The following is a 24,672-nucleotide window of genomic DNA, read 5'->3' as shown; positions in this document are numbered from 1 at the left end:
ACAGGCACATGCTAGGTATCCGGACTTTTGACCCGCGTTCAGGCGGCAATATGGCCTACAAGGCCCTGACCCATCCGCTGGCTGCGGAAAAGCTCGCCATCCTTTCCCGGTCCCTGCACGATGCGGGACCGGTTGCGATCTATGATCCGCATGACATGGTGGAAACCGTCATGGCGCTGCTGCCTGCACCCATTACGGTGGCAGGGGTGTACACCCATGATTCGCTGAAGGTCGGGCAGTCGCGTGCGGGCATGGCCCTGCGGCCGGTGGTGGATATGGCGCAGGGTGGGGTAAAGACCGTCTGGGCGCTGGATTTCAACCATGCCGTCATGGAAAGCCGTCTGTCCCGGCTGCTGCCCGAAGGCGGCGCGCTGCATACGCTGGAGGCGGTACGCCTGCCCCGGCATATGCTATCGGTCGGGCATGACTATCTGGACCGGCTGAACTTCGCCACCAATCTTGCCTTTTTCCGGGATACGGCGGCCCTGTCCACCCGTCTGGTCACCGCCAATTACTGGGCACGTTATGGCGCGCGGGCCGTGCGGCTGTGGCTGCGGCTGTTCGATCACGACGGGCAGGTGCTGAAGACATGGAATTACGATGTGCCGGGCGATGGTCAGGCCATCATCATCGATAGCGCCGATATCCGCAGTCGGTTCGGCCTGCCGGAGTTTACCGGGCAACTGTTCATCCATGCGCAGGGCATAGCAGGCCACGACGTGGTCAAATACGCGCTGGAGATACGTGGGGATGGCACCAACGCCAGCCTGTCGGTCACCCACGACGCCAATGCCTGGCCCGCCAACCGTTATGCCAACCTGCCTGCCCCGGCGGAGGGGGAGGACGTGGTCCTGTGGGTCCAGAACAGCCATGCCCTGCCCATTCCGTCCGGCAGCATGACGCTTAACCGCATGGGGCAGGATACACACATACCCATCCTGTCCGAACTGGCCCCGTACCAGACCATGGCCGTGCATATGCGCGACGTCTTTCCCGGGCTGTCATGGCCTGAACAGATCGAATTCCGTGCCGGTGGTCATGTCGTGCGCTCCCGTTATGAAATCACGCAGCACAACCGCACACGCATCGCCCACCTGAACGTGCAGCGCGCCGACCTGCAGCCCGATCCGGGCATTGCACGGCTGGACCCGCGTTTCTTTGGCCGGGGCTATCTGCTGCCGTTCCCGGTGCCCGATCCCGTGCGTTACCGTACGCTGCTGCTGCCATCACCCATGGCGGAAAGCCTGACCAGCCTGCCGGTAAGGGTGGACTGTTTCGATGCAGAGGGGACGGCTGGCCCGTCGCGCTTCATGGGCTGCCTGCCTCGTGACCATGCGGTAGCGCTGGATGTCAGTGCGCTTGCAACCGGTTCGGGTCATGGGGAACTGCTGTACGATTTCCGTGACGGCGGGCAGGCGGATGGCTGGCTGCATGCCCTGATCCGTTATGAGGACAGGCAGACCGGTCACGCATCAGAAACCAGTTTCGGGTCGCACATATTCAATACGGTCATGACCTATAAGGGGGAGCCGCAGTCCTATGTCGGCTCCCCCCCGGGGCTGAGCACGCGGCTGTTCCTGACGGCGGCGGGATGTGAGCCGTTCAGTTTCTGCAGGCTTATCTATCCCGTTTCGGCGACATGGCGCGCGTATTCGGATACGTCGCTGTACCTGCACGCGGCCGATGGTACGGTAATCGCACACGAAAAAATTGCCATTCCCATGTCCGGCTCGCGTGAGATATGGCCCCACCGTGTCTTTGGCCTGTCCACGCTGGTGCGTGCAGGAGAGGGTGCCTATGTCATCATCCGTGACACCACCTGCCGCCTGTTTGGCTATCACGGTCGTATGGCGGAGGGGGAGGGACGGTTTTCAATCGACCATATGTTCGGGTTCTGACCCTGACATACGGCCTGCCCGGTTCCATATGACAATGCGGGCGGCAGGCCGGTTGCCAAAATCCGTGCCATGCTGCACGGATCGGGCCAGTAGAGGATGATCCGCCTGCCATGGCGAACTGACCGGAAGGGAACCTGACTGGACCATGATCGTACAGGACACCAATTTTTTCTGTGACATGCCTGCCGACATGAAATACCTGCGCGATCGTAATCCGCCGCAGAATTTCCTTGAACAGAACATGATATTCGTCCTGCCGCAGCGGCTGCGCAAGTTCCGGAAAAACCTGTTTCATGTCCGGCGGACAGATGCGGATGCCACCGTCTATGCACCCCTGTTTCAGGTGCGTTGCGTGACGGAACATGACCCGGTGCCCGAGGGCTATGACGGGCCGTTTGACGTCTTCCCGTTCTATACCAATCCCACCCGCAAACGGCGGCGTACGCTGGATTATTATGTGCTGTTCCTGTTCCAGGACAAGCTGTCCTATGTCAAATGCCGCGATGCGCTGGAAGATGTCCCGTCATGACGGAAGTGATGCGGGGAAACCGGACAGGATCTCCAGAAAGCAACAGGTCTGGCGTTTTCGCCAGGGCTGTCTGAAAAGGCTACAAATATAAAGCAGCTTTGGGTGACGGTTTTTTTTAAAGTCAGCTCTAAAAAAATTATTTCTATCAATAGTTTAACGAAATTCAGCCCGTGCTGAATACGCGATCTGTCTGGAAGGCATCGGGGGCAGGCGGGCCATGAACCTAACGTATCAATTCATGTCCATCATGGAACGACAATGGCAGAAGGCTGACAGTAGGGTTCCGGAATGTCCTGTGATCCGATCAGAATCGATGGAAGACGCGAATAATCCGGCATGGCAGATCAGCCAGCGAACATGCAGTCAACATAGGGGATACGGGTTCGTACCCGGTCAACCGGACGGACCATTTGCTAACATGGTCTGCCTGACAGATGGCTTTAGGAAAGGAGAGACCGGATGGTGGGTGCGACAGGGATTGAACCTGTGACCCCCGCCGTGTGAAGGCGATGCTCTACCGCTGAGCTACGCACCCATCCGCTTCGGTGGGGCCTTATTAATCCAGCAGGGCATGGTGCGCAAGGGGGAAAAGATACAGAGGCGGCTATTTTCGACCCGGACGGCGGATACGGTAGGCCAGGGCTTCGGCAATATGGGGACGTTCGACATCTACGGTGCCGGACAGGTCGGCAATCGTCCGCGCCACACGCAGAAGACGGGTAAAGCCACGGGCGGAAAGATGCATCTTTTCAGATGCCTGCACCGCAAAATCACGGGCTGCAGCGGTTATGCGGAAATCATCTATCGGGGCTTCGGCATTGCGGGCTTCGCCCTGTCTGTCGTGCTGACGGGCCACGGCTTCGCTGACACGTGCGGCAACGGTGGCGCTGGGTTCGCCACCCGTGGTTTCGGCAATGCGGGTCAGGGGCATCGGTTCGACATGGACCGCCATGTCCACACGGTCCAGCAGGGGGCCGGACAGACGGGCCTGATAATCCTCGCCACAACGCGGGGCCTTGCGGCATTCCTGCGCCGCATCACCCAGATAGCCGCATTTGCATGGATTCATCGCCGCGATCAGTTGGAAGCGGGCAGGGTAGGTAACATGGGCTGCGGCGCGGGCGATGGATATGGACCCCGTTTCCATGGGCTGGCGCAGGATTTCCAGCGCGGAGCGCGAGAATTCCGGCAGTTCATCTAAAAACAGCACACCGCGATGCGCCAGACTGACCTCGCCAGGGCGGGCGCGGGCGCCGCCACCACTCAATGCCGTGGGACTGCTGGAATGATGCGGGTCACGAAAAGGGGGACGGCAGACGGGCTGCCCATCTTTCAACAGGCCGCCAATGCTGTGAATCCGGCTGATTTCCAGCATCTCGGTGGGGGTAAGATCGGGCATGATGCCGGGCAGGCGCGCGGCCAGCATGGATTTGCCCGCACCTGGGGGTCCCACCATCAGCAGCGAATGCCGACCGGCGGCGGCAATTTCCAGCGCGCGGCGCGCGGTTTCCATGCCACGAATGTCGGCAAGGTCGGGCAGGGCGGTCAGCCCTTCATTCATGCGCGCAGGCAATTCAACCGGGTCGATGATCTGCTGTCCGCGGAAATGGTTCAGCAGTTCGGGCAGGGAACGGATGGCGAGGATATCCATATCCTCGCTGGCCCAGCGCGCTTCCACGCCCTGGCTGGCGGGGCAGATCAGTCCCAGCGACAGTCCGGCCGCCGTCATGGCGGCGGGCAGCACGCCGCATACGGGATTGACGCCGCCATCAAGCGACAGTTCACCCAGTGCAGCATAACGCTGCGCCATGTCACCTGGCAGCAGGCCCATGACCCCAAGCAGGGCAAGGGCGATGGGCAGGTCGAAATGCGATCCTTCCTTCATCAGGCTGGCGGGTACCAGATTGACCACGATCCGTTTGGCCGGCAGCGCGAGCCCCATGGCGGACAGGGCGGCGCGCACGCGTTCGCGGGATTCATTGACGGCCTTGTCTGGCAGGCCCACGACAAGAAATGATGGCAGGCCAACGGATAGCTGGACCTCGACCTTGACCGGAACGGCTTCGATGCCGGAAAAGGCAAAGCCACAGATGGATGCAAGCGCCGTATCAGTCATGGTGTAATGATGCCGGATTGCGGACGGCTTGACCATTATGGAACATGGCCGAACGGGCCAGATTCTGGCGCGCAAGGAAATGCACGGCTATTTTTGTTGGCATAATATTTCTTATAAAACTTTTTGGTGCGGACGGGAGGGGACATGCCTGACGCCCCCATATCCTGTCCATCCCATTCCCTGTGCGCTTTCCTGCACAACACGGTCCCAGTTGACGTCATTCAGGATCTGGCACCTGTGATCCCTGTGACGGATAAGGCACAGTGACACGCGATGGCCACATCGCGTGTCACTTAAATAAGATTCTTAACAGACAGTCTGAAATCCCTGCCTTTGAGAAGTGCTGTTTCAGACGCAGCCTCGTTGAAAAAAGCGGCATCCAAAAACGTTTATTCATTCAGGCTTCAGGCATCGTGAACCATGTCCAGATCGGCAAAACGCGTGAACTCCCCTTCGAAGAACAGGTGCACCGTCCCTGTCGGCCCATGACGCTGTTTTTCCAGAATCAGTTCAGCGCGGTTATGCGCAAGGTCCATCTTGCGCTGCCACTCCTCCATCGCCGTGTGGTACTTGTCCTGTGAGTCATAGGATGTTTCCTTGGGCTGGCGCTGCTGCAGGTAGTACTGGTCACGATAGACGAACATAACCGCATCGGCGTCCTGCTCGATCGATCCCGATTCACGCAGGTCCGACAGCATGGGACGCTTGTCTTCCCTGCTCTCCACCTGACGTGAAAGCTGCGACAGGGCTATGACCGGCACCGACAGCTCCTTGGCCAGCGCCTTGAGGCCCTGCGTGATCATGGAGATTTCCAGCACGCGGTTTTCCGCCCTGCTCCCCACCGATGGCCGCATGAGCTGCAGGTAATCGACCACCACCAGGCTCAACCCCTTGGTGCGCGCCAGCCGGCGGCAGCGCGTGCGCATGGCCGACAGCGTGATGGCGGGCGTGTCGTCAATATGCAGCGGCAGCTGCGCCAGTTCACGGCTGACCTGCACGAAGCGGTCGAATTCCTTCTGTCCCAGGTCGCCACGGCGGATCTTTTCGCCAGATACGCTGGCCTGTTCGGACAGGATACGCGTGGCCAGCTGTTCGGACGACATTTCCAGTGAAAAGATGGCAACCGATCCCTTGGGTTTGGCATCGGGCGGGGCGTCGCGTATCTCCTCCATGATCGCGCGCGCGGCGGAAAAGGCGATTTTGGTGGCAAGGGCTGTCTTGCCCATGGCCGGACGGCCCGCAAGGATCAGCAGGTCGGACGGGTGCAGGCCGCCGGTTTTCTTGTCCAGGTCGCGCAGTCCGGTGGTCAGTCCCACCACGTCACCGCTGCGGTTGAAGGCCTGCTGCGCAATTTCCAGCGCATCCGCCAGAGCGCGGTCAAAGGACTGGAAGCCGCCATCCTGACCCTTTTCCGTCGCCAGCTTGAACAGGGCTTCCTCACTGGCGGCGATCTGGTTGGGACCATCCAGGTCGGGACGTGCGCCAAAGGCGTTGTTGACCACATCCTGCCCGATGTCGATCAACTGGCGGCGTATCCACGCATCATGGATCACGCGCCCGTAATCGGCGGCATTTATGATGCCGACCATGGATGTCAGCAGCTTGGCCAGATACGCCGTGCCGCCAACGGAATCCAGGACGCCGGTGTTCTCGAATTCGGCCCGCAGCGTAACCGGATCAGCCAGTTGCCCGCCTTCGATACGGCGGGAAATGGCGTCATAGATGCGGCCATTGACCTCGTTGGCGAAATGCGCGCCGGTCAGGAAGTCGGACACGCGGTCATACGCACGGTTATTGGTCAGCAGGGCGCCCAGCAGCGCCTGTTCCGCCTGCACGTTGGCAGGTGGCAGGCGTTGCGAGACGCCAAGGAGCGAGTCCTTTTGTCCGGACTCAGCGGAGGGGGGATTCTTGATCGTATTCACCCGCCCATCCTACCTGATCCGCCCATGCGACAGGAAGGGGCATGATGGGCTGCGTATGGGCGTCGCACGCGTCAGCCGCGACGTGTGCGCACCAGCCCTTCAGCGCGGCGGATGACGGAAGTGGCCATGGCATGGACCGTATCCGGCCCGTAGCGTTGCAGGATATCGTGTCGGGCCGCCCTGCCAGTCCGCATGCACAGCTCGGGACGTGCGTAAAGGTGGAGGATCTGTGCGGCAAGGGTTTCTGGCGTCGAGGCAGCCAGAAGAAACCCGTTGGCCCCATCACGGATGATGTCGGGAATGGCGCCCACGGGTGTGGCGATGACCGGCAGCCCCATCTGCATGGCTTCATGGACCGCGATGCACAGTCCCTCGAAATGGGAAGGCTGTACATATACATGTAGCTTGCGGCAGAATTCCAGCGGGTCCGGCTGAAAGCCCTCGAAACTGATGGCGTCCGCAGCCTCCCGGGCCGCCAGCGCCTGCAGAGCCATCATCTGCGACCCGCTGCCACACAGCGACAGGTGAATGCGTGCATCGGGTCGGGTGGCGCGGATGACGCCCATCGCGCGCACCAGCAGCTGCATGTTCTTTTCCGATTCCAGCCGTCCCAGCGACCCGACATGAAAGACCGCATCCCCCTGCCCGTCCCATGGCGTGGCCGGTGGTATGTCCGCTTCGGCCATGAACAGCGGCCATGTGCAGATCCGCTCCGGTGGCAGGCCCAACTGGCTGCGGGTGACGCGGGCCACGTATTCGGAATCGGCCACCCAGAATGCGCTCAGGTGACGGGTGCGGCGCAGCATGAAGCGGTTGGCGGGCTTGAGGAACGCGCTGTGCTGCCAGCTGACCACGGGAATGCGCAGCATCCTGCCGATGGCCTGACCATACAGGGTCGCGCGGGTCAGCGATGTCCATAGCAGGTCGGGCCGGTTGGCGCGGACATAACGCAGCACCTGCCCCAGTGATGCGAAGCGTGCGGGATCGCGGTCATCCACGATGTGGTAATCGATTCCGGCAGCCTCCAGCCAGGCAATGGCGTTGCCGGCCTTGCGCGCCAGCGCCACGACCCGGACCTCGTGCCCGCAGGCGCGCATCATCCCGATCACGGCAGGCAATGGTCGCTCGGCCCCGCCGCCATTCAGGCTGTTAATAAGATAGAGGATACGCATTCATTACCAACAACAGATCCGGCCAGGGCTGTCCCTGCCGTCATTTTTCGGGACCGGAACACCGGATATGCAACGGCGGAAAGGCTTAATAGGGCAGTTTTCCCCATTAGAAAACAGCGACCGGGTATTGGAAGTGCAAATTACCCGCCCGCAATGCCTGCCCTGACCTGTGTCAACCGCAGGTTCGCAGTATTGACGGGTTGTATGATCCTGCGTTTCTGATTACGCGTCGTGGATACTTTCCGTGGAAAATGGTTCATGACCGTACTCAATAATACGACCCTGCCCCATCTGCCGGGCAATATCATCGTGCCTGCCTATGACCGCAGCAGGGTAACGCCCGGTATTGCCCATATCAGCGTGGGCAATTTCCATCGTGCCCATCAGGCGGTTTACATGGACCGTGTGCTGGACCGTCCCGGTCAGGCCGACTGGGGGCTGCTGGGAATAGGGTTGATGGAAAACCCGCACGAGGCCGAAAAGGCACAGGACATGGCGGCACAGGACTGCCTGTATTCCCTGACCGAATGCGCCCCCGACATGCCCAATGTGGTGCGGGTGATCGGTTCCATTACAGAATACATGTATGCACCCGCCGACCGCGCGGCCACCATCGCGCGGCTGGCTGATCCCGCGATCCGCATTGTCAGCATGACCGTGACCGAAGGCGGCTACTATGTTGATGAAAACGGTGTCTTTCCCATCGATCATCCCCTGATCGCCGAGGACCTGAAGCGCGAGGTGCCGCATACCGTATTCGGCCTGCTGACCGAGGCGCTGCGCAAACGGCGCGAAAGTGGTGCCGGCCCGTTTACCATCCTGTCATGTGACAACCTGCCCCAGAATGGCCATGTCGCCCGCACGGCCTTCCTGGGCTGGGCGCGTGCGCGTGACGCGGGCCTTGCGCAGTGGATGGAGGAAAACGTCACCTTCCCCTGCACCATGGTCGATCGCATTACGCCTGCCGTCCATCCCGATGATATCCGTCGGCTTGATGCGGAAAGCGGGATTGATGACCGCATTCCCGTTTTCTGCGAGGATTTCATCCAGTGGGTGGTGGAGGACAAATTCTGCGCCGGTCGCCCTGAACTCGATGCTGTCGGTGTGCAGTTCACGGATAATGTCCAGCCGTATGAGGAGGTGAAGCTGCATATGCTCAATGCCTCCCACTCGCTGCTGGGGCTGTCTGGCGTGCTGTCGGGCTATCGTGTGGTCAGTGAAATCATGGAAGACCTGAACGAAGTCACGCTGGTCGAGCAGTACCTCGCCTTTGACGCGGAACCCCTGCTGCACGCGCCACCGGGCATGGCGCTGACCGAATACGGCCGGCGCCTGCTGCACCGCTTCCGCAACCGGGCAATCAGTGACCAGCTTCTGCGCATCGCATCCGACAGTACGTCCAAGCTGCCCATGTTCATCAAGAGCACGGCCATGGGCGTGATCGCGCATAAGCGCCCCGTGGAGCGCATCGCCTTTGTCGTGGCCTGTTACGCCGAATACCTGCGTGGCCATGATGACAGGGGACAGGCCTACGCCATTGTCGAACCGCACCTGACCGATGACGACCGGGTGAAAGCGGCTTCGCCACGGCTGGAGGATGCGCTGGACATGAGCGCCTTTGCCGGGTGGGAACTGGGTGACAGTCCTGGATTCGTGCAGGCTTACCTGACCATGCGGCAGTCCATCCGGGCCAATGGCACGCGGGCGACGCTGGCGACAGTTGTATCCAGTGGGAAATAGCCGTTCAGGGTGCTGAAAATGCATCCTGAAATATTCGGACACACGATTTATTCATAAAGTTAGGCTTGACCCGGAGGGAAGTCCTACGTTTTCTCATGGGAGAATGTTCGGATTGTATCACGGTAATCAGGAAAACTTATGAATAGCCTTATACGCTCGGCTCCCCTTCTGGTGGCTGCCATAGCCGTCTGCGCACTGACAGGTCTTTACCTGTTGGGCGGTGGTCTGTGGCTGTGTCTCATTGGGGGTTCATTTTACTATGTTGTCGCGGGTGTCCTGCTTCTGGTGACGGCATTCCTGCTGTTCCGGCGGCAGGCATCCGCGCTTACGGTCTATGCGGTCCTGCTGCTCGGCACGATGGCATGGGCCGTCAATGAAGCCGGGTTTGACTTCTGGGCGCTGGCGCCGCGTGGGGATATCCTTGTCCCCATCGGTATCGTGCTGGCGCTGCCGTGGGTGACGCGGCACCTGCAGCCTGCAGGCATGGGCGCGCGCGTGCCGCTGCTGGGGGCCATTGGCGCTGCCGTGGTCGTGGTGGGTTTCGCCCTGACGGGTGATCCGCAGGATATCGCGGGCAACCTGCCGCCGGTGGCCAAGGATGCCCCCGAACCCGGTGATGCCCACCAGATGCCTGATGGCGACTGGCAGGCCTATGGGCGCACGCAGTTCGGGGACCGTTTCTCTCCGCTCAAACAGATCAATGCCGATAATGTCAGCAGGCTGAAGGTTGCGTGGACATTCCGCACCGGCGACCTGCGTGGCCCCAATGACCCCGGTGAAATCACCGATGAGGTCACACCCATCAAGATCCGTGATACGCTGTACCTGTGCACACCCCACCAGATCCTGTTCGCCCTTGATGCAAAAACGGGCAGGCAGCGGTGGAAATTCGATCCCAAGCTGGCGTACAACCCCACCTTCCAGCACCTGACCTGCCGTGGCGTGTCCTATCACGAGGACAGGGCCGAAGCGCAGACCGATGAAGCCGCCACGCCCCCTGTGGAATGCGCGCGTCGCATTTTCCTGCCCACCAATGACGGGCAGCTGTTCGCTCTGGATGCCGAAACCGGCGCGCGCTGCGCCAACTTTGGCAACAACGGCGTTGTGGACCTGCGTGACGGAATGCCCGTCAAGACGCTGGGTTTTTACGAACCCACATCTCCCCCTGTCGTGACCGATACCACCGTGATCGTGTCCGGTGCGGTGACCGACAATTATTCCACGCATGAACCCTCAGGTGTCACGCGCGGGTTCGACGTGCATACCGGCGCGCTGAAATGGGCGTTCGATCCCGGCAATCCCGACCCGAACGAAATGCCGTCCGAACACCACACCTTCGTGCCCAATTCCCCCAATTCGTGGATCACGTCGTCCTATGACGCCAATCTGGACCTGATCTACATCCCGATGGGTGTGCAGACGCCCGATATCTGGGGCGGCAACCGCGGCGCGGATGCCGAACGCTATGCCAGTTCGATCGTGGCGCTGAATGCCTCCACCGGCAAGCTGGTGTGGTCTTACCAGACCGTTCATCATGACCTGTGGGACATGGACATCCCCGCCCAGCCCAGCCTGGTCGATATCCGCAACGAACAGGGTGAGGTCATTCCCACGCTGTATGCCCCGGCCAAGACCGGCAACATCTTCGTGCTGGACCGTCGCAATGGCCATCTGGTCGTGCCTGCGCCCGAACGGCCCGTGCCGCAGGGGGCCGCACCCGGCGATCACCTGTCGCCCACGCAGCCTTTCTCCCAGCTGACCTTCCGTCCCAGCAAGCTGCTGACCGATGCCGATATGTGGGGTGGCACGATGTATGACCAGCTGGTCTGCCGCATCATGTTCCACCGCCTGCGTTATGATGGCACGTTCACGCCGCCGTCCCTGCAGGGCACGCTGGTGTTTCCCGGTAACCTGGGCATGTTTGAATGGGGTGGCCTTGCAGTTGACCCCGTGCGCCAGATCGCGATCGCCAACCCCATCGCCATCCCGTTCGTGTCCAGGCTGATCCCGCGTGGCCCGAACAATCCGGCAACGCCTGACAAGTCCCTGCCCTCGGGCAGCGAAAGTGGCGTGCAGCCGCAGTTTGGCGTGCCCTATGGTGTAGACCTGCACCCGTTCCTGTCGCCATTCGGCCTGCCGTGCAAGCAACCTGCATGGGGTTACATGTCCGGGATCGACCTGCGTACCAACAAGATCGTGTGGAAGCACCGCAACGGCACCATCCGCGATAGCGCGCCGCTGCCCCTGCCCATCAAGATGGGTGTGCCCAGCCTTGGCGGCCCGCTGACCACGGCAGGTGGGGTCGCGTTCCTGACCTCCACGCTGGATTACTACATCCGTGCGTATGACGTGACCAACGGCCGCGTGCTGTGGCAGGACCGCCTGCCCGCAGGTGGCCAGTCCACCCCCATGACCTATGCGGTGGATGGCAAGCAGTACATCGTGACTGCCGATGGTGGCCACGGATCATTCGGCACGAAGCTGGGTGACTACATCGTCGCCTACAGTCTGCCTGACCAGAACTGAGCCGTGCAGAGCCGGGGAAGGATTTTTTCCTTCCCCGGCTTGACATGGCCGGTTCTATCTATATTCATTGGTATATAGATATTGCTGTGACAGGACACTGCAAACCCATTTATTCAGGGGTTTGCGGCGCTCCTGCTATATTCATATTATAAATAAATAACTCTTATTATAGCTTTGATCTTACGCGCCCCCAAACGGCTTGATTAGGAAACGGTAATACAAAGTTTCCGCCGTGGCGCCGATGTTCCCGCACATCCGGCAGTTCCGGTGCCTTCAGGACGGCGCAACGATGCGCTGTTTCTTGTGTTTCGCGCCATACCGGCACTGGAACCGGGCGGATGATACGGGGTGATATGATGACTTTCACAACCGCGAGAACATCGTGATTAAGCGTATTGCAGCAGCGATTGTGGGGATCGGTGTCGCCGGCGGCGTCGGGTTCCTTGCCTATGCGTGGTATCCGGCCATTGCACCGGTTGCACCGCCTCCTCCTTCCTCTTTCTCCGCAGCGCAGATCGAGCGCGGGCGCGTGCTGGCCGCTGGCGGCTACTGCGCCGAATGCCATACCCGCACGGATGGCAAGCGTGGCGTGGAGCTTGCGGGCGATTACAAGATGGACACGCCCTTTGGCGCCATCTTCTCCTCCAACATCACGCCTGATCCCGAAACGGGTATCGGCCACTGGTCGGAAGCCGCCTTCAAGCGCGCCATGCGCAAGGGCATTTCGCGTGACGGCACGCAGCTTTTCCCGGCTTTCCCGTTTGACCACTTCACGCACATGACGGATCAGGACATCGATGATGTCTATGCCTTCCTCATGACGCGGGAGCCGGTGCATTCGGTCAAGCGTGACAACACGGTGGGCTTCCCCTTCAACATCCGTCTGGAGCAGGCTGGCTGGAAACTGCTGTTCCTGCACGAAGGACCGCTGAAGAACGATCCCGGCCAGGATGCCGAGTGGAACCGTGGTGCATATCTGGCCGAAGGGCTGAGCCACTGCTCCGCCTGTCATACTCCGCGTAACCTCATGGGTGCGGAAAAGGCCAGCGCGCCGTATGATGGCGCCCCGGTGGACAACTGGATCGCGCCCCCGCTCAATGAACATAACCCGACCCCGGTTGTCTGGACCGAGGACGAGTATTTCAAATACCTGCGCTTCGGTTCCGCCCCGCTGCATGGCAGTGCCGCCGGTCCCATGTCGCCTGTCGTGCATGGCGGCCTGAGCGAGATGCCGGAATCCGATGTGCATGCCATTGCACATTACCTGGCCCAGATCGACCATTCCGCAACCCGCGTCAGTCAGGACCCCAAGGCCATTGCATGGGCCATGCAGGCATCCATGAAGGATCTGGTCGGACCGCAGGTTAACCCGAATGCGAAGCTGTATGCAGGCGCCTGCGCCGCATGTCACGCCAATGCCGGCCCGCAGCCGGTTGAAGGCCGCCCCGACCTGGCGCTGAACAACGCGCTGTGGCTGGATGAGCCGACCAACCTGTTCCAGGTGATCCTGCGCGGTATCGGGACGACGGAAGGCATTTCCACCGTTTCCATGCCCAGTTTCTACCATTCCTTCTCGGATGCGGATCTGGCCCGCCTGGCGGCCTACCTGCGTGCGACCCGCACGACCCTGCCGCCATGGACCGATCTGGAGAAGAAGGCGGGCGAGGTTCGCAAGACCCTGCCCGTCCCCCCTGTCGCGTCGTCCCATTGAGCTGAAAGACGGAGCTAGAACATGACGACCTTTCGCCTCAATGGACGGGAAGTAACCGTTGACGTACCGGGTGATACCCCCCTGCTGTGGGTCATCCGTGACGAAGTTGGCCTGACTGGAACGAAATTCGGTTGCGGTATCGGTATGTGTGGTGCGTGCACCATCCATATCGGTGGCCGGGCCACCCGTTCCTGCGTGACCCCCGTCAGCGCCGCCGAAGGCGCTGACATCACCACGATCGAAGGCATCGATCCCGAGGGTAACCACCCGGTCCAGCAGGCCTGGCGTGAAATCCAGGTGCCGCAGTGCGGCTACTGCCAGTCCGGGCAGATCATGCAGGCCGTGAGCCTGCTGAAGGATTACCCCTCTCCCACGGATGAGGAAATCGATGCCGTCATGGCTGGCAGCCTGTGCCGGTGCATGACCTACATTCGCATTCGTGAGGCCATCAAGAAGGCCGCGGCCACCGCACGCGGAGATGCATCAAATGGGTAGATTAAACCGCTTCCGCCTTGGCAAGGACGGACGCCGTGAACAGGCTTCCCTGTCACGTCGCGGCTTCCTTGTCACCTCGCTTGGCGCCGGCGTCATGTTTGGCTTCGCACGCCCCTCAGCCGCCAACCAGATTTTCCCGCTCGACAGATCATTGCCGGGTGACGGAGCGTTCGAACCCACCATCTGGTGTTCGATCGCACCTGATGGGGAAATCACGGTCAACATCATCCGCGCGGAAATGGGCCAGCATATCGGCACCGCCCTCGCCCGCATCATCGCGGATGAAATGGAAGCCGACTGGAGCAAGGTCCGCATCAACTATGTGGACACCGACCCCAAATGGGGCCTGATGGTCACTGGTGGCAGCTGGTCGGTGTGGATGACATGGGACGTCTTCCGCCAGGCGGGTGCGGCGACGCGCACGGCCATGGTGGAAGAAGGCGCGCGCCTGCTGGGTACCACGCCGGACAAGTGCACGGTTGCCAACAGCATTGTCAGTGCCGGTAACAGGCAGATCAGCTTTGGCGACATCGTGGCCAAGGGGCATCCGTCCCATTCCTTCACGCCCGAGGAAATGGCCAGGCTGCCGCTCAAGCCCGCAAGCGAGCGCAGGCTGATCGGCAATGCCGAACTCAAGGCGCTGGACATTCCCGCCAAGACCAATGGCACCGCCATCTATGGCATCGACGCCAAGGTGGAGGGCATGGTCTATGCTCGTCCCAAGATGCCGCCGACACGCTATGGTTCCAAGGTCCGTTCGGTTGATGATACCGATGCGAAGAAGATCAGGGGCTATATCCGCTACCTGCTGATTGATGATCCGTCGCAGGTCGTGCAGGGCTGGGTCGTGGTGCTGGCTGAAAGCTACAGCGCCGCCATCCGCGCGACCGATGCGCTGAAGGTTGAATGGACGCCGGGCGAGACGATCCACACGTCAGAACGCGACATTCAGGACCGTGGCCGGGAGCTGATCAATAACAAGGAAGGCGGCGTCTACATCTTCAATGATGATGGTGTGGATCAGGCCTTCGGCAGTGCGCACACGGTCATGGAACAGGAGTATACCTGTGCATCCGTGCTGCATTACCAGCTGGAACCGACCAACGCGCTGGCCTTTGAAAAGGACGGCGTCTACGAGATCCATGCAGGCAACCAGTGGCAGAGCCTGATCCTGCCCACGCTGGCCAAGTCGCTGCAGGTGCCGGAATCCAAGGTCATCCTGCGCAGCTATCTGCTTGGTGGCGGGTTTGGCCGCCGGCTGAACGGGGATTACATGATCCCGGCTGCCCTTGCGTCCAAGGCGCTGGGGGGCAAGCCGGTCAAGCTGATCCTGACACGGTCGGATGACATGCAGTTCGACTCCTTCCGTTCGCCTTCGGTCCAGCGCCTGCGCATGGCATTTGACGCCAGCGACAGGATTACCTCCATGGACTATCAGGCCGCTGCTGGCTGGCCCACGGGCGTGATGGCCGAAGCGTTCATGGAAAAGGGCGTGGATGGCAAGCCGTATGACCAGTTCGCCATCGCTGGTGGTGACCACTGGTATGAAGTCGGTGCCTTCCGGGTGCGGGCGCTGCGCAATGACCTGGCGGAAAAGACCTTCCGTCCCGGCTGGCTGCGTTCGGTCAGCCCCGGCTGGACCAGCTGGGGGATCGAGTGCTTCCTTGATGAAGTCGCGCACCGCCAGAAAAAGGATCCCGCGCAGTTCCGTCTTGAACTGCTGACCGCGCAGGGCCGTAACAAGGGACAGGCCCCCGATTCCGTCGGTGGCGCGCTGCGTCAGGCCGCAGTCGTACGCAGGCTTATGGAAAAGGTGAACTGGGGCAAGGCCAACCTGCCCAAGGACACCGCGATGGGCCTTGCCACCACGGCGGGTCAGGAACGCGGCATGCCGACATGGATCGGCTGTGTTGCGCAGGTGCATGTGGATCGCAGCACCGGCGTGGTGACATGCCAGAAGCTGACCATTGTTGTCGATGCCGGCACGGTGGTCGACCCCGATGGCGCGAAGGCCCAGACCGAGGGCGCCGCGCTGTGGGGCCTGAGCATGGCCCTGTTCGAGAACACGGAAATCGTCAACGGCATGCCGGTTGACCGTAACCTGAACACCTATACGCCGCTGCGTATTGCCGACACGCCGGAAATGGACATCGAGTTCCTGCCCAGCACTGAAAAGCCGATGGGTCTGGGTGAACCCGGCACGACAGTGGTCGGTCCAGCAATTGGCAACGCCATCTTCAATGCCGTGGGCGTGCGCCTGCGTCATATGCCGGTCCGTCCGGCGGATGTGCTGCGCGGCCTGCAGAACGGTTAAGCGGTTACAACCTGAACACGAAAAACCCCGGGATGCGATGCATGCCGGGGTTTTTTATTGTCCGGGATAAAAAACAAAGGTTTTGGGGTGTCGCTTTTTTTCACAAGGCTGGCGTTCTCTGAAGCTTTTTGAAAAAAGCTTCCTATGGTTTGCAGCCCCCCCGATTTATCAATGGGGCCGCATGCCCATGCAGGCGGCCAGTATGGCCAGAAAGCATAATTCCGCCAGGCATATGACAAACCACTGCAATGTCATGTAACCGCGCGGCATGGCCCCGCGTTGCCATGCCATGCGTTCGACGACAGCAGTAGCGGCAAATCCCATGATCAGGATCAGCAGCCCGATCAGTTCATGCACTGTCGCCGCACACAGTCCCACCCAGCCGATACAGGCAGGCGCGCCCCCCATGGCAAGGCGCAGGTTGCTCAGGCGCTGCGTGCCGCCTGCGGGGATGATGTCGGGCTGTTCCAGCGCCAGTCCCCAGTGTACTGCGCCAAGAAAGGACAGCATCACCGCGCCATACCCAACGGCGGCCGTCAGCAGGCGTGGCGTGTGGTCGGGGGTCAGGAACAGGATCGCGCATGTGCAGCCAACCAGTGGCAGCAGGCTTGCCAGCGCGGTGACGATGGCAAGCAGTGGCAGGCGTTTCACGGCGGGTCTCTCCTATCTTGTCATGTTGTGCATAGCCTACTCTGGCATGATGCGTTGCATCTGTTATCGTGGGGGCAGGATATGCATGCGGTCGTATGCCGTATCCCCATAATGTCAAATCTGAGGAAACAGATACCATGAGCGCCATTATCGATATCATCGCCCGGGAAATACTCGACAGTCGTGGCAATCCCACCATCGAGGTGGATGTTGAACTGGCATCCGGCGCAAAAGGCCGGGCCGCGGTCCCTTCGGGCGCGTCTACCGGCGCGCATGAAGCTGTTGAACTGCGTGACGGTGATCCCAAGCGTTATGGCGGCAAGGGCGTGCTCAAGGCCGCAAGCCATGTCGAGCATGAAATCCTTGAAGCCCTGCAGGGCGTGGAATCGACCGATCAGGTCGCCATTGACGAGGCGATGATCGACCTTGATGGCACGCCCAACAAATCCCGCCTGGGCGCCAATGCGATTCTGGGTGTATCGCTGGCAGTGGCCAAGGCATCGGCCGAAGAACTGCAGACCCCGTTATACCGCTATGTCGGCGGTGTGTATGCCCGCACCCTGCCGGTGCCGATGATGAACATCATCAATGGCGGCCAGCATGCGGACAATCCCATCGACATCCAGGAATTCATGATCCAGCCGGTGGGTGCCCCCACGGTGACGGATGCGATCCGCATGGGGTCGGAAATTTTTGCCCAGCTCAGGAAAAGCCTGTCGGGTGCCGGTTACAACACCAACGTCGGGGATGAAGGCGGGTTCGCGCCCGCGCTGAAATCAGCCGATGAGGCTCTGGGCTTCATGATGCGCGCGGTCGAGGCGGCAGGATACCGGCCAGGTGATGACGTGACCTTCGCGCTCGATTGCGCCGCGACCGAGTTCTACAGGAATGGTCGTTATGAACTGAAAGGTGAGGACAGGAGCCTGGATGCCGCTGGCATGATCGCCTATCTGGCCGACCTGTCCGCACGCTACCCCATTGTCTCCATCGAGGATGGCCTGGCGGAAGATGACTGGGAAGGCTGGGCCGAACTGACTGCCAACCTTGGGCACAAGCTGCAGCTGGTGGGGGATGATCTGTTCGTGACCAATCCCGACCGCCTGCGCCGTGGCATCAAGGCCGGTGTCGCCAATTCCCTGCTGGTCAAGGTCAACCAGATCGGCACGCTGAGTGAGACGCTGGAAGCCGTTCAGATGGCCCAGCATGCCGGTTATACGGCCGTGATGAGCCATCGTTCGGGAGAGACGGAAGACAGCACCATCGCCGATCTGGCGGTGGCGACCAACTGCGGGCAGATCAAGACCGGGTCGCTGTCCCGTTCGGACCGGACGGCGAAGTACAACCAGCTGATCCGCATCGAGAACGAACTGGCCACGGCCGCGCGTTATGCCGGGCGCACGATCCTGAAGAACGGGTGACATCCCGTGCCGGACGGGGTAATCCCGTCCGGCAACAGGACATGGCGGGAAAGGGATACGATGCAGCTGGGCAAGATCATAAAGCGCGTGATGGGTGCAACCATCCCCCCTGCCCTGTTTATCGGGCTTACGGCTTATTTCGGCTGGAACGTGATGCGGGGCGAACATGGGCTGCACAGCTATGCCGCACAGCTGCACCTGCTGGATGAGGCCCGTTCCGCCCAGAAAGATGCCTCGGCGGAACAGGAAGTCTGGCTGCGCCGCGTGCGCGGGCTGAAGGAAGGCGCACTGGATACCGACCTGCTGGATGAACGTGCGCGTTCCATGCAGAACCTGGCCCGGCAGGATGAAATCGTCGTTCCCTATGGGGAACACGACCATCTGTACTGATTGCTCACATGACAGGCACAAAAAAACCCCGGCACGATTACCGGGGTTTTTTTATATCCGTTTGAGCGGAAGATTATTTGATCTTCGCTTCACGGAAGGCCACGTGCTTGCGGGCAACGGGGTCATATTTGCGCATTTCCATCTTGCCGGTCTGGGCGCGGGCGTTCTTCTTGGTCACGTAGAAGTAGCCGGTGTCCGCCGTGGAGACGAGTTTGATCTGGATGGTGTTGGTCTTGGCCATGATATCCTCAGCACTGCTTTGCCGCTGCTGGAACATTCAGGTACAGCAGTGGTTCAAGTGGGCGGAAAATGCGCATACACAAGGCGCAGGTCAAGCGCCTTGGCCGATATTTCTGATTAAATTCGCACACAATGGGTAAAAAAAGGAGCGCAGTGCACGATGTTGAGCGTCCCCGAAGCGCGCAAACGGATTCTTGACGGGGTGTTTCCCCTACCATCCGAGGTCGTGGCCCTGACTGATGCCTGTGGTCGCGTCAGCGCGGCTCCCGTCATCTCCCGGCTGTCCAATCCCCCGGCCGATGTCTCGTCCATGGATGGCTATGCCGTGCGTGCAGCCGACCTGTCAGCGCAGGGCGCGCGCCTGTCCTGCATCGGGGCAGCGCCTGCGGGCCATCCCTTTGACGGCACGGTGGGGCCGGGTGAATGCGTGCGCATATTCACTGGCGCGGTCGTGCCTCCTGGTGCGGATGCCGTACTGATACAGGAAAACGCACAGGCGGAGGACACATCCGTCACCACCACGACCACCCTTGCCCCTGGCACCTATATCCGGCGCAGGGGTCAGGACTTTGCCGAAGGCCAGGAAATCATTCCCGTCGGGCGCAGGCTGTCGGCGCGCGATATCGGCCTTGCCGCCGCCGCCAACCATGCCTGGATACAGGTAACGCGCCGCCCGCGCGTGGCCATCGCCGCGACGGGGGATGAACTGCTGCTGCCCGGAAGCGGGATCGGAGCAGGACAGATCGCCAATTCGAACACCCCCATGCTGGCCGCCCTGCTGCGCGCGGCGGGGGCCGACCCGGTCATGCTGCCGGTGCTGCGTGATGACATGGCCGACCTTGCCATGCTGGAACGCATGGTTGATGGCGTGGACATGCTGGTGACGGCTGGGGGCGCAAGTATCGGCAGCCATGACCTTGTCCGGCGCGGGCTGGAACAGGTCGGGCTCAAAACCGATTTCTGGAAAATCGCCATGCGGCCGGGGCGTCCGCTTATGTATGGGCATCTGGGCCGCCTGCCATTTATCGGCCTGCCGGGCAATCCGGTGGCGGCGTTTGTCTGTTCGGTTGTGTTTATCCTGCCCGCGCTGCGCCGCATGGCGGGGCTGACCACGCCGGTCGTGCCGCCGGAACGCGCGATACTGGGGGCAGACGTGCCCGAAAACGACCGGCGCATGGACCACCTGCGCGCGCGCCTCGGCCATGACGCGGATGGACGGCTGGTGGCGACTCCCTTCGCCGTACAGGATTCGGCCATGCTGCATGTACTGGCGGAAAGTGGCGCCCTGATCCTGCGTGCGCCCCATGCGGCACCCGCAAAAGCGGGCGATCCGTGCGACGTGATCCGTATCGACCGCGTTATGGAATAGGTACTGGATGCCGGTTGACGCGGCATGGGGAACCAATATAGAACACAGGAACAGGTTTTTGGTTTGTTCCATCACGTTTCGGCCCGGGCGCCCCGGTAACGGCAAAAGGACATGTGGCATGCTTACGAAGAAACAACATGAACTTTTGCTGTTTATCGATAGCCACCTGCGCAGGACGGGTTTCTCCCCATCCTTTGATGAAATGAAGGACGCGCTGGGCCTGCGTTCCAAATCCGGCATTCACCGCCTGATTTCGGCGCTGGAGGAACGCGGTTTCCTCCACCGCAGGCATCACCGCGCCCGCGCGCTGGAAATCCTGCGCCTGCCTGATATCGAAGTGCCGCCTCGGCCCGCTCCGTCCGATTCGCCCGCGCCAGTTCCCGACCTGCCTTCCCCCGAAATGCTGGCGGGGGTGGTGGATGTGCCCTTTGTGGGGCGGATTGCCGCAGGCAACCCCATTGAAGCCATCACGGCGGAAACCGCCCGCATCACTGTCCCGGCCGACATGTTGGGCAAGGCCAGCCATTATGCGCTGGAAGTCACGGGTGATTCGATGCAGGAGGCAGGGATTCTGGATGGTGACATGGTCATCATCCGTGAAGGCGCGCACGCCACGGATGGGCAGATTGTCGTTGCCCTGATCGATGGGGAGGAAGTCACGCTGAAGCGTCTGCGCCGCGAAGGCGGCGAGATCGCGCTGGTCCCCGCCAACAGCCATTATGAAACCCGCGTGCTGCCTGCCGGGCGTGTCAGTGTGCAGGGCACGCTGGCGGGCCTGATCCGCCGTTACTGAAAAGCCCGCCTGCGAACCACGAAAAGTTTTTGGTGAAGCTTTTTTTTAAACTTCAGGAAACTTGCCCTTTCTGAAACGGCCTTCAGGAAGCGTCCGCTGCTACCTGTTCCCATGTGGGCAGGCGTGCGGCCAGTTGCGTGACTGCATCTGGTCCCATGGGGACCAGGGACGGGAATTCGGCCAGTATGCGGACCTGCCCATGGCGTTCGATGGCGCTGCGGCCATGGGATTCGGGCGCGCCGTTCAGGATCACGCCCGCTACATGCAGCCCACGCGCCCGTAATGCTGCAAGGCTGAGCAGCGTATGGTTGATCGTGCCAAGCTGGCTGCGGGCCACCAGCACCACCGGCAGGGCCAGCCGTGCCATAAGATCGATCATCAGGTAATTTTCGGCAATTGGTACAAACACGCCGCCCGCCCCTTCCACGACCAGCGGCCCGTCGCTGGCCGCATGGTGCGGCAGGGTGATGGCGGCGGGGTCGATACGGGTATGGGCCACATGGGCCGCGTCCTCGGGCGATAGCGATGCGCCGAATGTTGCGGCTGATGGATAAAGGCGTGCGGGGTCAAGCTTCGCAAGCTGCCGCACACCCATGCTGTCGGATGGCGCGTCATCCGTGCCGCTCTGCAATGGTTTCCAGTAAGCCGCGTTCCATGCCCGTACCAGGGCTGCGGATGTCACCGTCTTGCCTACATCCGTATCCGTGCCGGTGACGAATACCCCCGGCCAGAATGCGCGGCGGAACAGCCCATAGCCTACCTGATAGGACACGGCAAAAGGACCATCCATTTCCGCAGCAGTCATGACACGACGCAACTGGCCTGCCGTGGCAGGGGCATGGTCCGTATGCGTGGCTCCGATGGTGCGTAGCTCCTGCACGAAAGCCAATGGGGTGTCCGGGGTGTCAATAATCTCGGCATCGTGCCACATCCCCGCGCCACGGGCGGGCCATTCGGCCTGTAGCTGTTCGATGGCGGGGTAATCGGGCGTGGGGCACATGATCCCGGTACGCGCATACGCATCCCGCCACTGCCTGAAGCTACCCGCGCACAGGGTAGCCATCGCCATCTGTCCCCCCGGTATCAGCAGGTCAGCCAGTAAGTGCAGGGTTCGCGCCCGGTCGGAAAACCACTGCATGGCCATGCTGGAACAGATCAGGTCGAACGGTCCCGCCACGTCCGGGGTGTCGGCATCCATGCGGTGCAGGGACAGCCTGTCATCACCGGGCATCCGCTGTGCCACACGGTCCAGCATGGCGGGGGCAATATCGGTGGCGGTGATGTGAGCATCGGGGAACAGCCTGCGTAGTGCACGGGTCAGGAAGCCGGTGCCGCAGCCGATCTCCAGAATGCGGGCGGGGGCACTGCCGGGAGCATGGTGAGTGGCGATGCGGCGTGCCAGTTCGCGGGCCGCAATACGCTGGACCCGGGCAGCCTGTTCATATCCCTGTGCCGCGCCAAAACGGGCGGCGATGCTGTCCTTGCGGGTCATGGTGCGGTTATCCGTCCGGTCATGGCCATAATGGCATGGGTACAGGTTGTGGTGTGGGTCAGCGGCAGCAGGTGGCCGCCATCCAGCCATTGGGTCTGTATGTCGCCACCGGGGGGAAAGCAGGCATGTGTCAGCGTGGGGGGGGCTATGGCGTCGTCCATCCCTGCAATGACATGGACCGGGCATGTGACCTGTTGCAGGTCGGTCCGGCAATCCATGTCCATAAGGGCCAGCAGCCCCTGTTCCAGCCGGTTACGTTCGATGTGGGACGGCAGTGGTGTATCAATCCCGGCACGCAGGCGGAAGCTGTGCAGCAGCCCTTCGGGCGCGCGTAGCAGGCCCGCATGCATGCGCTCGATCACGCGCCGTGGAATGCCGTCGGGAAAGTCCGTGGCGGTCCCGAAGCGGCTGAAACCATTTATCAGCACCAACCCCCGGCATAGGGGCCCATGGTTGCGCAGCAGCCACAACGCGCCCAGCGAATGCCCCACCCCGATATAGGGAACCTGGGGTAACGTCAGCACCGCTTGGGGTGCGAAGAAGCCGAAATCAGTACACATCGTGCGCGCCTGACCCAGGACCGTGCGGGTCGTATCCCAGAATGTCGGGTCAAAGGCCCAGCCATGTACCAGTGCGATCGGGGGGAAGGATGCAGGCGAGGTCATGTGATTACGCGGGCGGCACGGGTGATGGCGTGGGCCAGCTGGTCAATCATGCTGTCGGTATGGGCCGCGCTCAGCGCCAGCCGTATGCGGCTGCCGTTGGGTGGCACCGTGGGGGGACGGATGGCGGTGGCAAGGATGCCGTGGGTCTCCATATGGCCTGCGAACGCCAGCGCCTGTGCGGCTTCCCCTATCATGATCGGTATGATGTGGGTGGTGGACGGTCCCGATGACAGGCCGCACGCCTGTATCACATGTCGGATATGGGCGGCGTTGCGGGACAGCCGCGCCCGGACTTCATTCAGCGTGGGCACCAGTTCCAGCGCCGCATCCATTGCCCCCAGCACCGCAGGTGGCGGCGCGGTCGTGAATACGAAGCCCGAACATGCATTTGCCAGCCAGTCACATAAAGCCCGTGACCCCGCCACGTAGGCCCCGAATCCCCCTAGTGCCTTGCTGAACGTCCCCATGACCAGATCGATATCATGTCCCGCGCACAGTCCGCGTCCCTGCTGACCGAGCACACCGGTGGCATGGGCCTCATCAACATAGGTAAACGCACCATGCCGCCGGGCAATGGCGGTCAGTTGCGCGATATCGGTGCGATCGCCGTCCATGCTGAATACGCTTTCGGTCACGATTACCCGCATGGTGCGTTCGTCCCCTGCATGACGGTCCAGCAGGCTGTCCAGATGTTCAAGGTCATTATGGCGGAAACGGATCTGCCGTACACCGGCCGCCATGCAGCCCTGATGCAGGCTGGCATGGTTCAGCCGGTCGGTAAAAACCAGCGGTGGCGCTCCCTGCCCCGCCGCCAGCCGTAGCAGTGCAGCCAGTACCGACGCATTGGCCTGCCACCCGCTGGACAGAAGCACTGCGGCCTCGCATCCCTTGAATGAAGCCAGCCGTGCCTCGACCTGCATGTGGCGTGGGCTGGTCCCGGTCACAAGGCGGGATGCACCTGCGCCGGTTCCGTCCTGCTGCAGCCATTCGGCGGCGCGTGCACCCAGCGCGGGATGGTGGGACAGGCCCAGATAGTCGTTGGATGAGAAATTGATCAGTTCGCGGCCGCCACGGATAACGGTGGCTGCCCCTACATGCTGTACGGGACGCAGCACGCGGCGGGTATGCGTATCCGCCATATGGTCGAGCGCGGTCTGGAAAATTGGATCAAAACGGGCCATGAAGCGCATTCTCCTGCCGGAGCGCACAGCCCCGGTCAATCCCGCCCACG

The 24,672-nt window shown here is 61.5% G+C and carries 19 protein-coding genes and 1 tRNA gene; 11 read left to right on the top strand and 9 right to left on the bottom strand.

Features of this window, described 5'->3' with window-relative positions:
- The first annotated feature begins 8 nt into the window (after window positions 1–8).
- Together ACE2AA_RS05145 and ACE2AA_RS05140 are read left to right on the top strand one after the other, a co-directional pair.
- On the top strand, window positions 9–1,898 hold the full coding sequence (locus ACE2AA_RS05145) for a hypothetical protein (protein WP_395371556.1): 1,890 nt from the start codon (window positions 9–11) through the stop codon (window positions 1,896–1,898).
- Window positions 1,899–2,043: 145 nt separating this feature from the next.
- Window positions 2,044–2,427, top strand: coding sequence for a hypothetical protein (locus ACE2AA_RS05140; RefSeq protein ID WP_141260164.1), 384 nt, complete (start codon window positions 2,044–2,046; stop codon window positions 2,425–2,427).
- Between the two features lie 460 nt (window positions 2,428–2,887).
- On the opposite strand, the gene ACE2AA_RS05135 is transcribed toward ACE2AA_RS05140, so the two are convergent.
- The 4 genes from ACE2AA_RS05135 to ACE2AA_RS05120 all read right to left on the bottom strand — a co-directional run bounded on the left by ACE2AA_RS05135 (window position 2,888) and on the right by ACE2AA_RS05120 (window position 7,637).
- A tRNA-Val gene (locus ACE2AA_RS05135) sits at window positions 2,888–2,962 on the bottom strand.
- Window positions 2,963–3,031: 69 nt separating this feature from the next.
- Window positions 3,032–4,543: a YifB family Mg chelatase-like AAA ATPase gene (locus ACE2AA_RS05130; protein ID WP_395371555.1), complete on the bottom strand. Its 1,512-nt coding sequence runs from the start codon at window positions 4,541–4,543 to the stop codon at window positions 3,032–3,034.
- Window positions 4,544–4,947: 404 nt separating this feature from the next.
- Complete coding sequence (locus ACE2AA_RS05125; RefSeq protein WP_141260162.1) at window positions 4,948–6,465, bottom strand: replicative DNA helicase; 1,518 nt, start codon at window positions 6,463–6,465, stop codon at window positions 4,948–4,950.
- A gap of 71 nt (window positions 6,466–6,536) precedes the next feature.
- Window positions 6,537–7,637 carry a glycosyltransferase family 4 protein gene (locus ACE2AA_RS05120; RefSeq protein WP_395371553.1) on the bottom strand — a complete coding sequence of 367 codons (1,101 nt, stop codon included), beginning with the start codon at window positions 7,635–7,637 and terminating at the stop codon, window positions 6,537–6,539.
- A 258-nt stretch (window positions 7,638–7,895) separates the two neighbouring features.
- On the opposite strand from ACE2AA_RS05120, the gene ACE2AA_RS05115 reads away from it, so the two are divergent.
- The 5 genes from ACE2AA_RS05115 to ACE2AA_RS05095 all read left to right on the top strand — a co-directional run bounded on the left by ACE2AA_RS05115 (window position 7,896) and on the right by ACE2AA_RS05095 (window position 16,423).
- Window positions 7,896–9,377, top strand: a complete 1,482-nt coding sequence (locus ACE2AA_RS05115; protein WP_395371552.1) for a mannitol dehydrogenase family protein — start codon at window positions 7,896–7,898, stop codon at window positions 9,375–9,377.
- A 138-nt stretch (window positions 9,378–9,515) separates the two neighbouring features.
- Window positions 9,516–11,903 carry a glucose/quinate/shikimate family membrane-bound PQQ-dependent dehydrogenase gene (locus ACE2AA_RS05110; protein WP_395371551.1) on the top strand — a complete coding sequence of 796 codons (2,388 nt, stop codon included), beginning with the start codon at window positions 9,516–9,518 and terminating at the stop codon, window positions 11,901–11,903.
- Window positions 11,904–12,285: 382 nt separating this feature from the next.
- The gene (locus ACE2AA_RS05105) at window positions 12,286–13,614 is read left to right on the top strand and encodes a cytochrome c (protein ID WP_141260158.1); all 1,329 of its coding nucleotides are present in this window, start codon (window positions 12,286–12,288) and stop codon (window positions 13,612–13,614) included.
- Between the two features lie 21 nt (window positions 13,615–13,635).
- The gene (locus tag ACE2AA_RS05100; protein WP_010507850.1) at window positions 13,636–14,109 is read left to right on the top strand and encodes a (2Fe-2S)-binding protein; all 474 of its coding nucleotides are present in this window, start codon (window positions 13,636–13,638) and stop codon (window positions 14,107–14,109) included.
- Window positions 14,102–16,423 (top strand): molybdopterin cofactor-binding domain-containing protein, encoded by a 2,322-nt coding sequence (locus ACE2AA_RS05095; protein ID WP_395371549.1) that lies wholly within the window; start codon window positions 14,102–14,104, stop codon window positions 16,421–16,423. The genes ACE2AA_RS05100 and ACE2AA_RS05095 overlap by 8 nt, the downstream gene beginning before the upstream one ends.
- Before the next feature lie 168 nt (window positions 16,424–16,591).
- On the opposite strand, the gene ACE2AA_RS05090 is transcribed toward ACE2AA_RS05095, so the two are convergent.
- On the bottom strand, window positions 16,592–17,074 hold the full coding sequence (locus tag ACE2AA_RS05090) for a DUF3429 domain-containing protein (protein ID WP_395371547.1): 483 nt from the start codon (window positions 17,072–17,074) through the stop codon (window positions 16,592–16,594).
- A gap of 137 nt (window positions 17,075–17,211) precedes the next feature.
- Here ACE2AA_RS05090 and eno point away from each other — a divergent pair, with 137 nt between their 5' ends.
- Window positions 17,212–18,492, top strand: coding sequence for a phosphopyruvate hydratase (gene eno / locus ACE2AA_RS05085; RefSeq protein WP_141260155.1), 1,281 nt, complete (start codon window positions 17,212–17,214; stop codon window positions 18,490–18,492).
- A 60-nt stretch (window positions 18,493–18,552) separates the two neighbouring features.
- Window positions 18,553–18,882 carry a septum formation initiator family protein gene (locus ACE2AA_RS05080; protein WP_141260218.1) on the top strand — a complete coding sequence of 110 codons (330 nt, stop codon included), beginning with the start codon at window positions 18,553–18,555 and terminating at the stop codon, window positions 18,880–18,882.
- Between the two features lie 73 nt (window positions 18,883–18,955).
- Here ACE2AA_RS05080 and rpmG read toward each other — a convergent pair whose 3' ends face one another.
- Window positions 18,956–19,123: a 50S ribosomal protein L33 gene (gene rpmG / locus ACE2AA_RS05075; RefSeq protein ID WP_003620129.1), complete on the bottom strand. Its 168-nt coding sequence runs from the start codon at window positions 19,121–19,123 to the stop codon at window positions 18,956–18,958.
- Window positions 19,124–19,282: 159 nt separating this feature from the next.
- Between rpmG and glp the strand changes: the two genes are divergently transcribed.
- Window positions 19,283–20,491 (top strand): gephyrin-like molybdotransferase Glp, encoded by a 1,209-nt coding sequence (glp, locus tag ACE2AA_RS05070; protein ID WP_395371544.1) that lies wholly within the window; start codon window positions 19,283–19,285, stop codon window positions 20,489–20,491.
- Window positions 20,492–20,609: 118 nt separating this feature from the next.
- On the top strand, window positions 20,610–21,284 hold the full coding sequence (lexA, locus tag ACE2AA_RS05065; RefSeq protein WP_141260153.1) for a transcriptional repressor LexA: 675 nt from the start codon (window positions 20,610–20,612) through the stop codon (window positions 21,282–21,284).
- A gap of 82 nt (window positions 21,285–21,366) precedes the next feature.
- On the opposite strand, the gene bioD is transcribed toward lexA, so the two are convergent.
- Genes bioD through ACE2AA_RS05050 form a run of 3 tightly spaced genes read right to left on the bottom strand, consistent with a single transcriptional unit; the run spans window position 21,367 to window position 24,631 of the window.
- Window positions 21,367–22,776 (bottom strand): dethiobiotin synthase, encoded by a 1,410-nt coding sequence (gene bioD / locus ACE2AA_RS05060; RefSeq protein WP_395371542.1) that lies wholly within the window; start codon window positions 22,774–22,776, stop codon window positions 21,367–21,369.
- Entirely contained in the window at window positions 22,773–23,441 is a 669-nt protein-coding gene (locus tag ACE2AA_RS05055; protein ID WP_395371541.1) for an alpha/beta fold hydrolase, read from the bottom strand. Before ACE2AA_RS05055 ends, bioD begins: the two co-directional genes overlap by 4 nt.
- Window positions 23,438–24,631, bottom strand: coding sequence for an 8-amino-7-oxononanoate synthase (locus ACE2AA_RS05050; protein WP_141260150.1), 1,194 nt, complete (start codon window positions 24,629–24,631; stop codon window positions 23,438–23,440). Before ACE2AA_RS05050 ends, ACE2AA_RS05055 begins: the two co-directional genes overlap by 4 nt.
- Between the last annotated feature and the right edge of the window lie 41 nt (window positions 24,632–24,672).

This window comes from Komagataeibacter diospyri (genome assembly GCF_043995075.1).
Lineage (GTDB): Bacteria > Pseudomonadota > Alphaproteobacteria > Acetobacterales > Acetobacteraceae > Komagataeibacter > Komagataeibacter diospyri.
Note: the sequence above shows the minus strand (reverse complement) of the source record. Positions and strands in the feature narration are given on the sequence as shown.

Coding starts and splice junctions, on each gene's coding strand:
- ACE2AA_RS05095 (WP_395371549.1), top strand. CDS start 14,102: ATGGGTAGATTAAACCGCTTCCGCCTTGGCAAGGACGGACGCCGTGAA.
- eno (WP_141260155.1), top strand. CDS start 17,212: ATGAGCGCCATTATCGATATCATCGCCCGGGAAATACTCGACAGTCGT.
- ACE2AA_RS05130 (WP_395371555.1), bottom strand. CDS start 4,543: ATGACTGATACGGCGCTTGCATCCATCTGTGGCTTTGCCTTTTCCGGC.
- lexA (WP_141260153.1), top strand. CDS start 20,610: ATGCTTACGAAGAAACAACATGAACTTTTGCTGTTTATCGATAGCCAC.
- bioD (WP_395371542.1), bottom strand. CDS start 22,776: ATGACCCGCAAGGACAGCATCGCCGCCCGTTTTGGCGCGGCACAGGGA.
- ACE2AA_RS05120 (WP_395371553.1), bottom strand. CDS start 7,637: ATGCGTATCCTCTATCTTATTAACAGCCTGAATGGCGGCGGGGCCGAG.
- glp (WP_395371544.1), top strand. CDS start 19,283: ATGTTGAGCGTCCCCGAAGCGCGCAAACGGATTCTTGACGGGGTGTTT.
- ACE2AA_RS05080 (WP_141260218.1), top strand. CDS start 18,553: ATGCAGCTGGGCAAGATCATAAAGCGCGTGATGGGTGCAACCATCCCC.
- ACE2AA_RS05145 (WP_395371556.1), top strand. CDS start 9: ATGCTAGGTATCCGGACTTTTGACCCGCGTTCAGGCGGCAATATGGCC.
- ACE2AA_RS05140 (WP_141260164.1), top strand. CDS start 2,044: ATGATCGTACAGGACACCAATTTTTTCTGTGACATGCCTGCCGACATG.
- ACE2AA_RS05115 (WP_395371552.1), top strand. CDS start 7,896: ATGACCGTACTCAATAATACGACCCTGCCCCATCTGCCGGGCAATATC.
- ACE2AA_RS05100 (WP_010507850.1), top strand. CDS start 13,636: ATGACGACCTTTCGCCTCAATGGACGGGAAGTAACCGTTGACGTACCG.
- ACE2AA_RS05055 (WP_395371541.1), bottom strand. CDS start 23,441: ATGACCTCGCCTGCATCCTTCCCCCCGATCGCACTGGTACATGGCTGG.
- ACE2AA_RS05110 (WP_395371551.1), top strand. CDS start 9,516: ATGAATAGCCTTATACGCTCGGCTCCCCTTCTGGTGGCTGCCATAGCC.
- rpmG (WP_003620129.1), bottom strand. CDS start 19,123: ATGGCCAAGACCAACACCATCCAGATCAAACTCGTCTCCACGGCGGAC.
- ACE2AA_RS05050 (WP_141260150.1), bottom strand. CDS start 24,631: ATGCGCTTCATGGCCCGTTTTGATCCAATTTTCCAGACCGCGCTCGAC.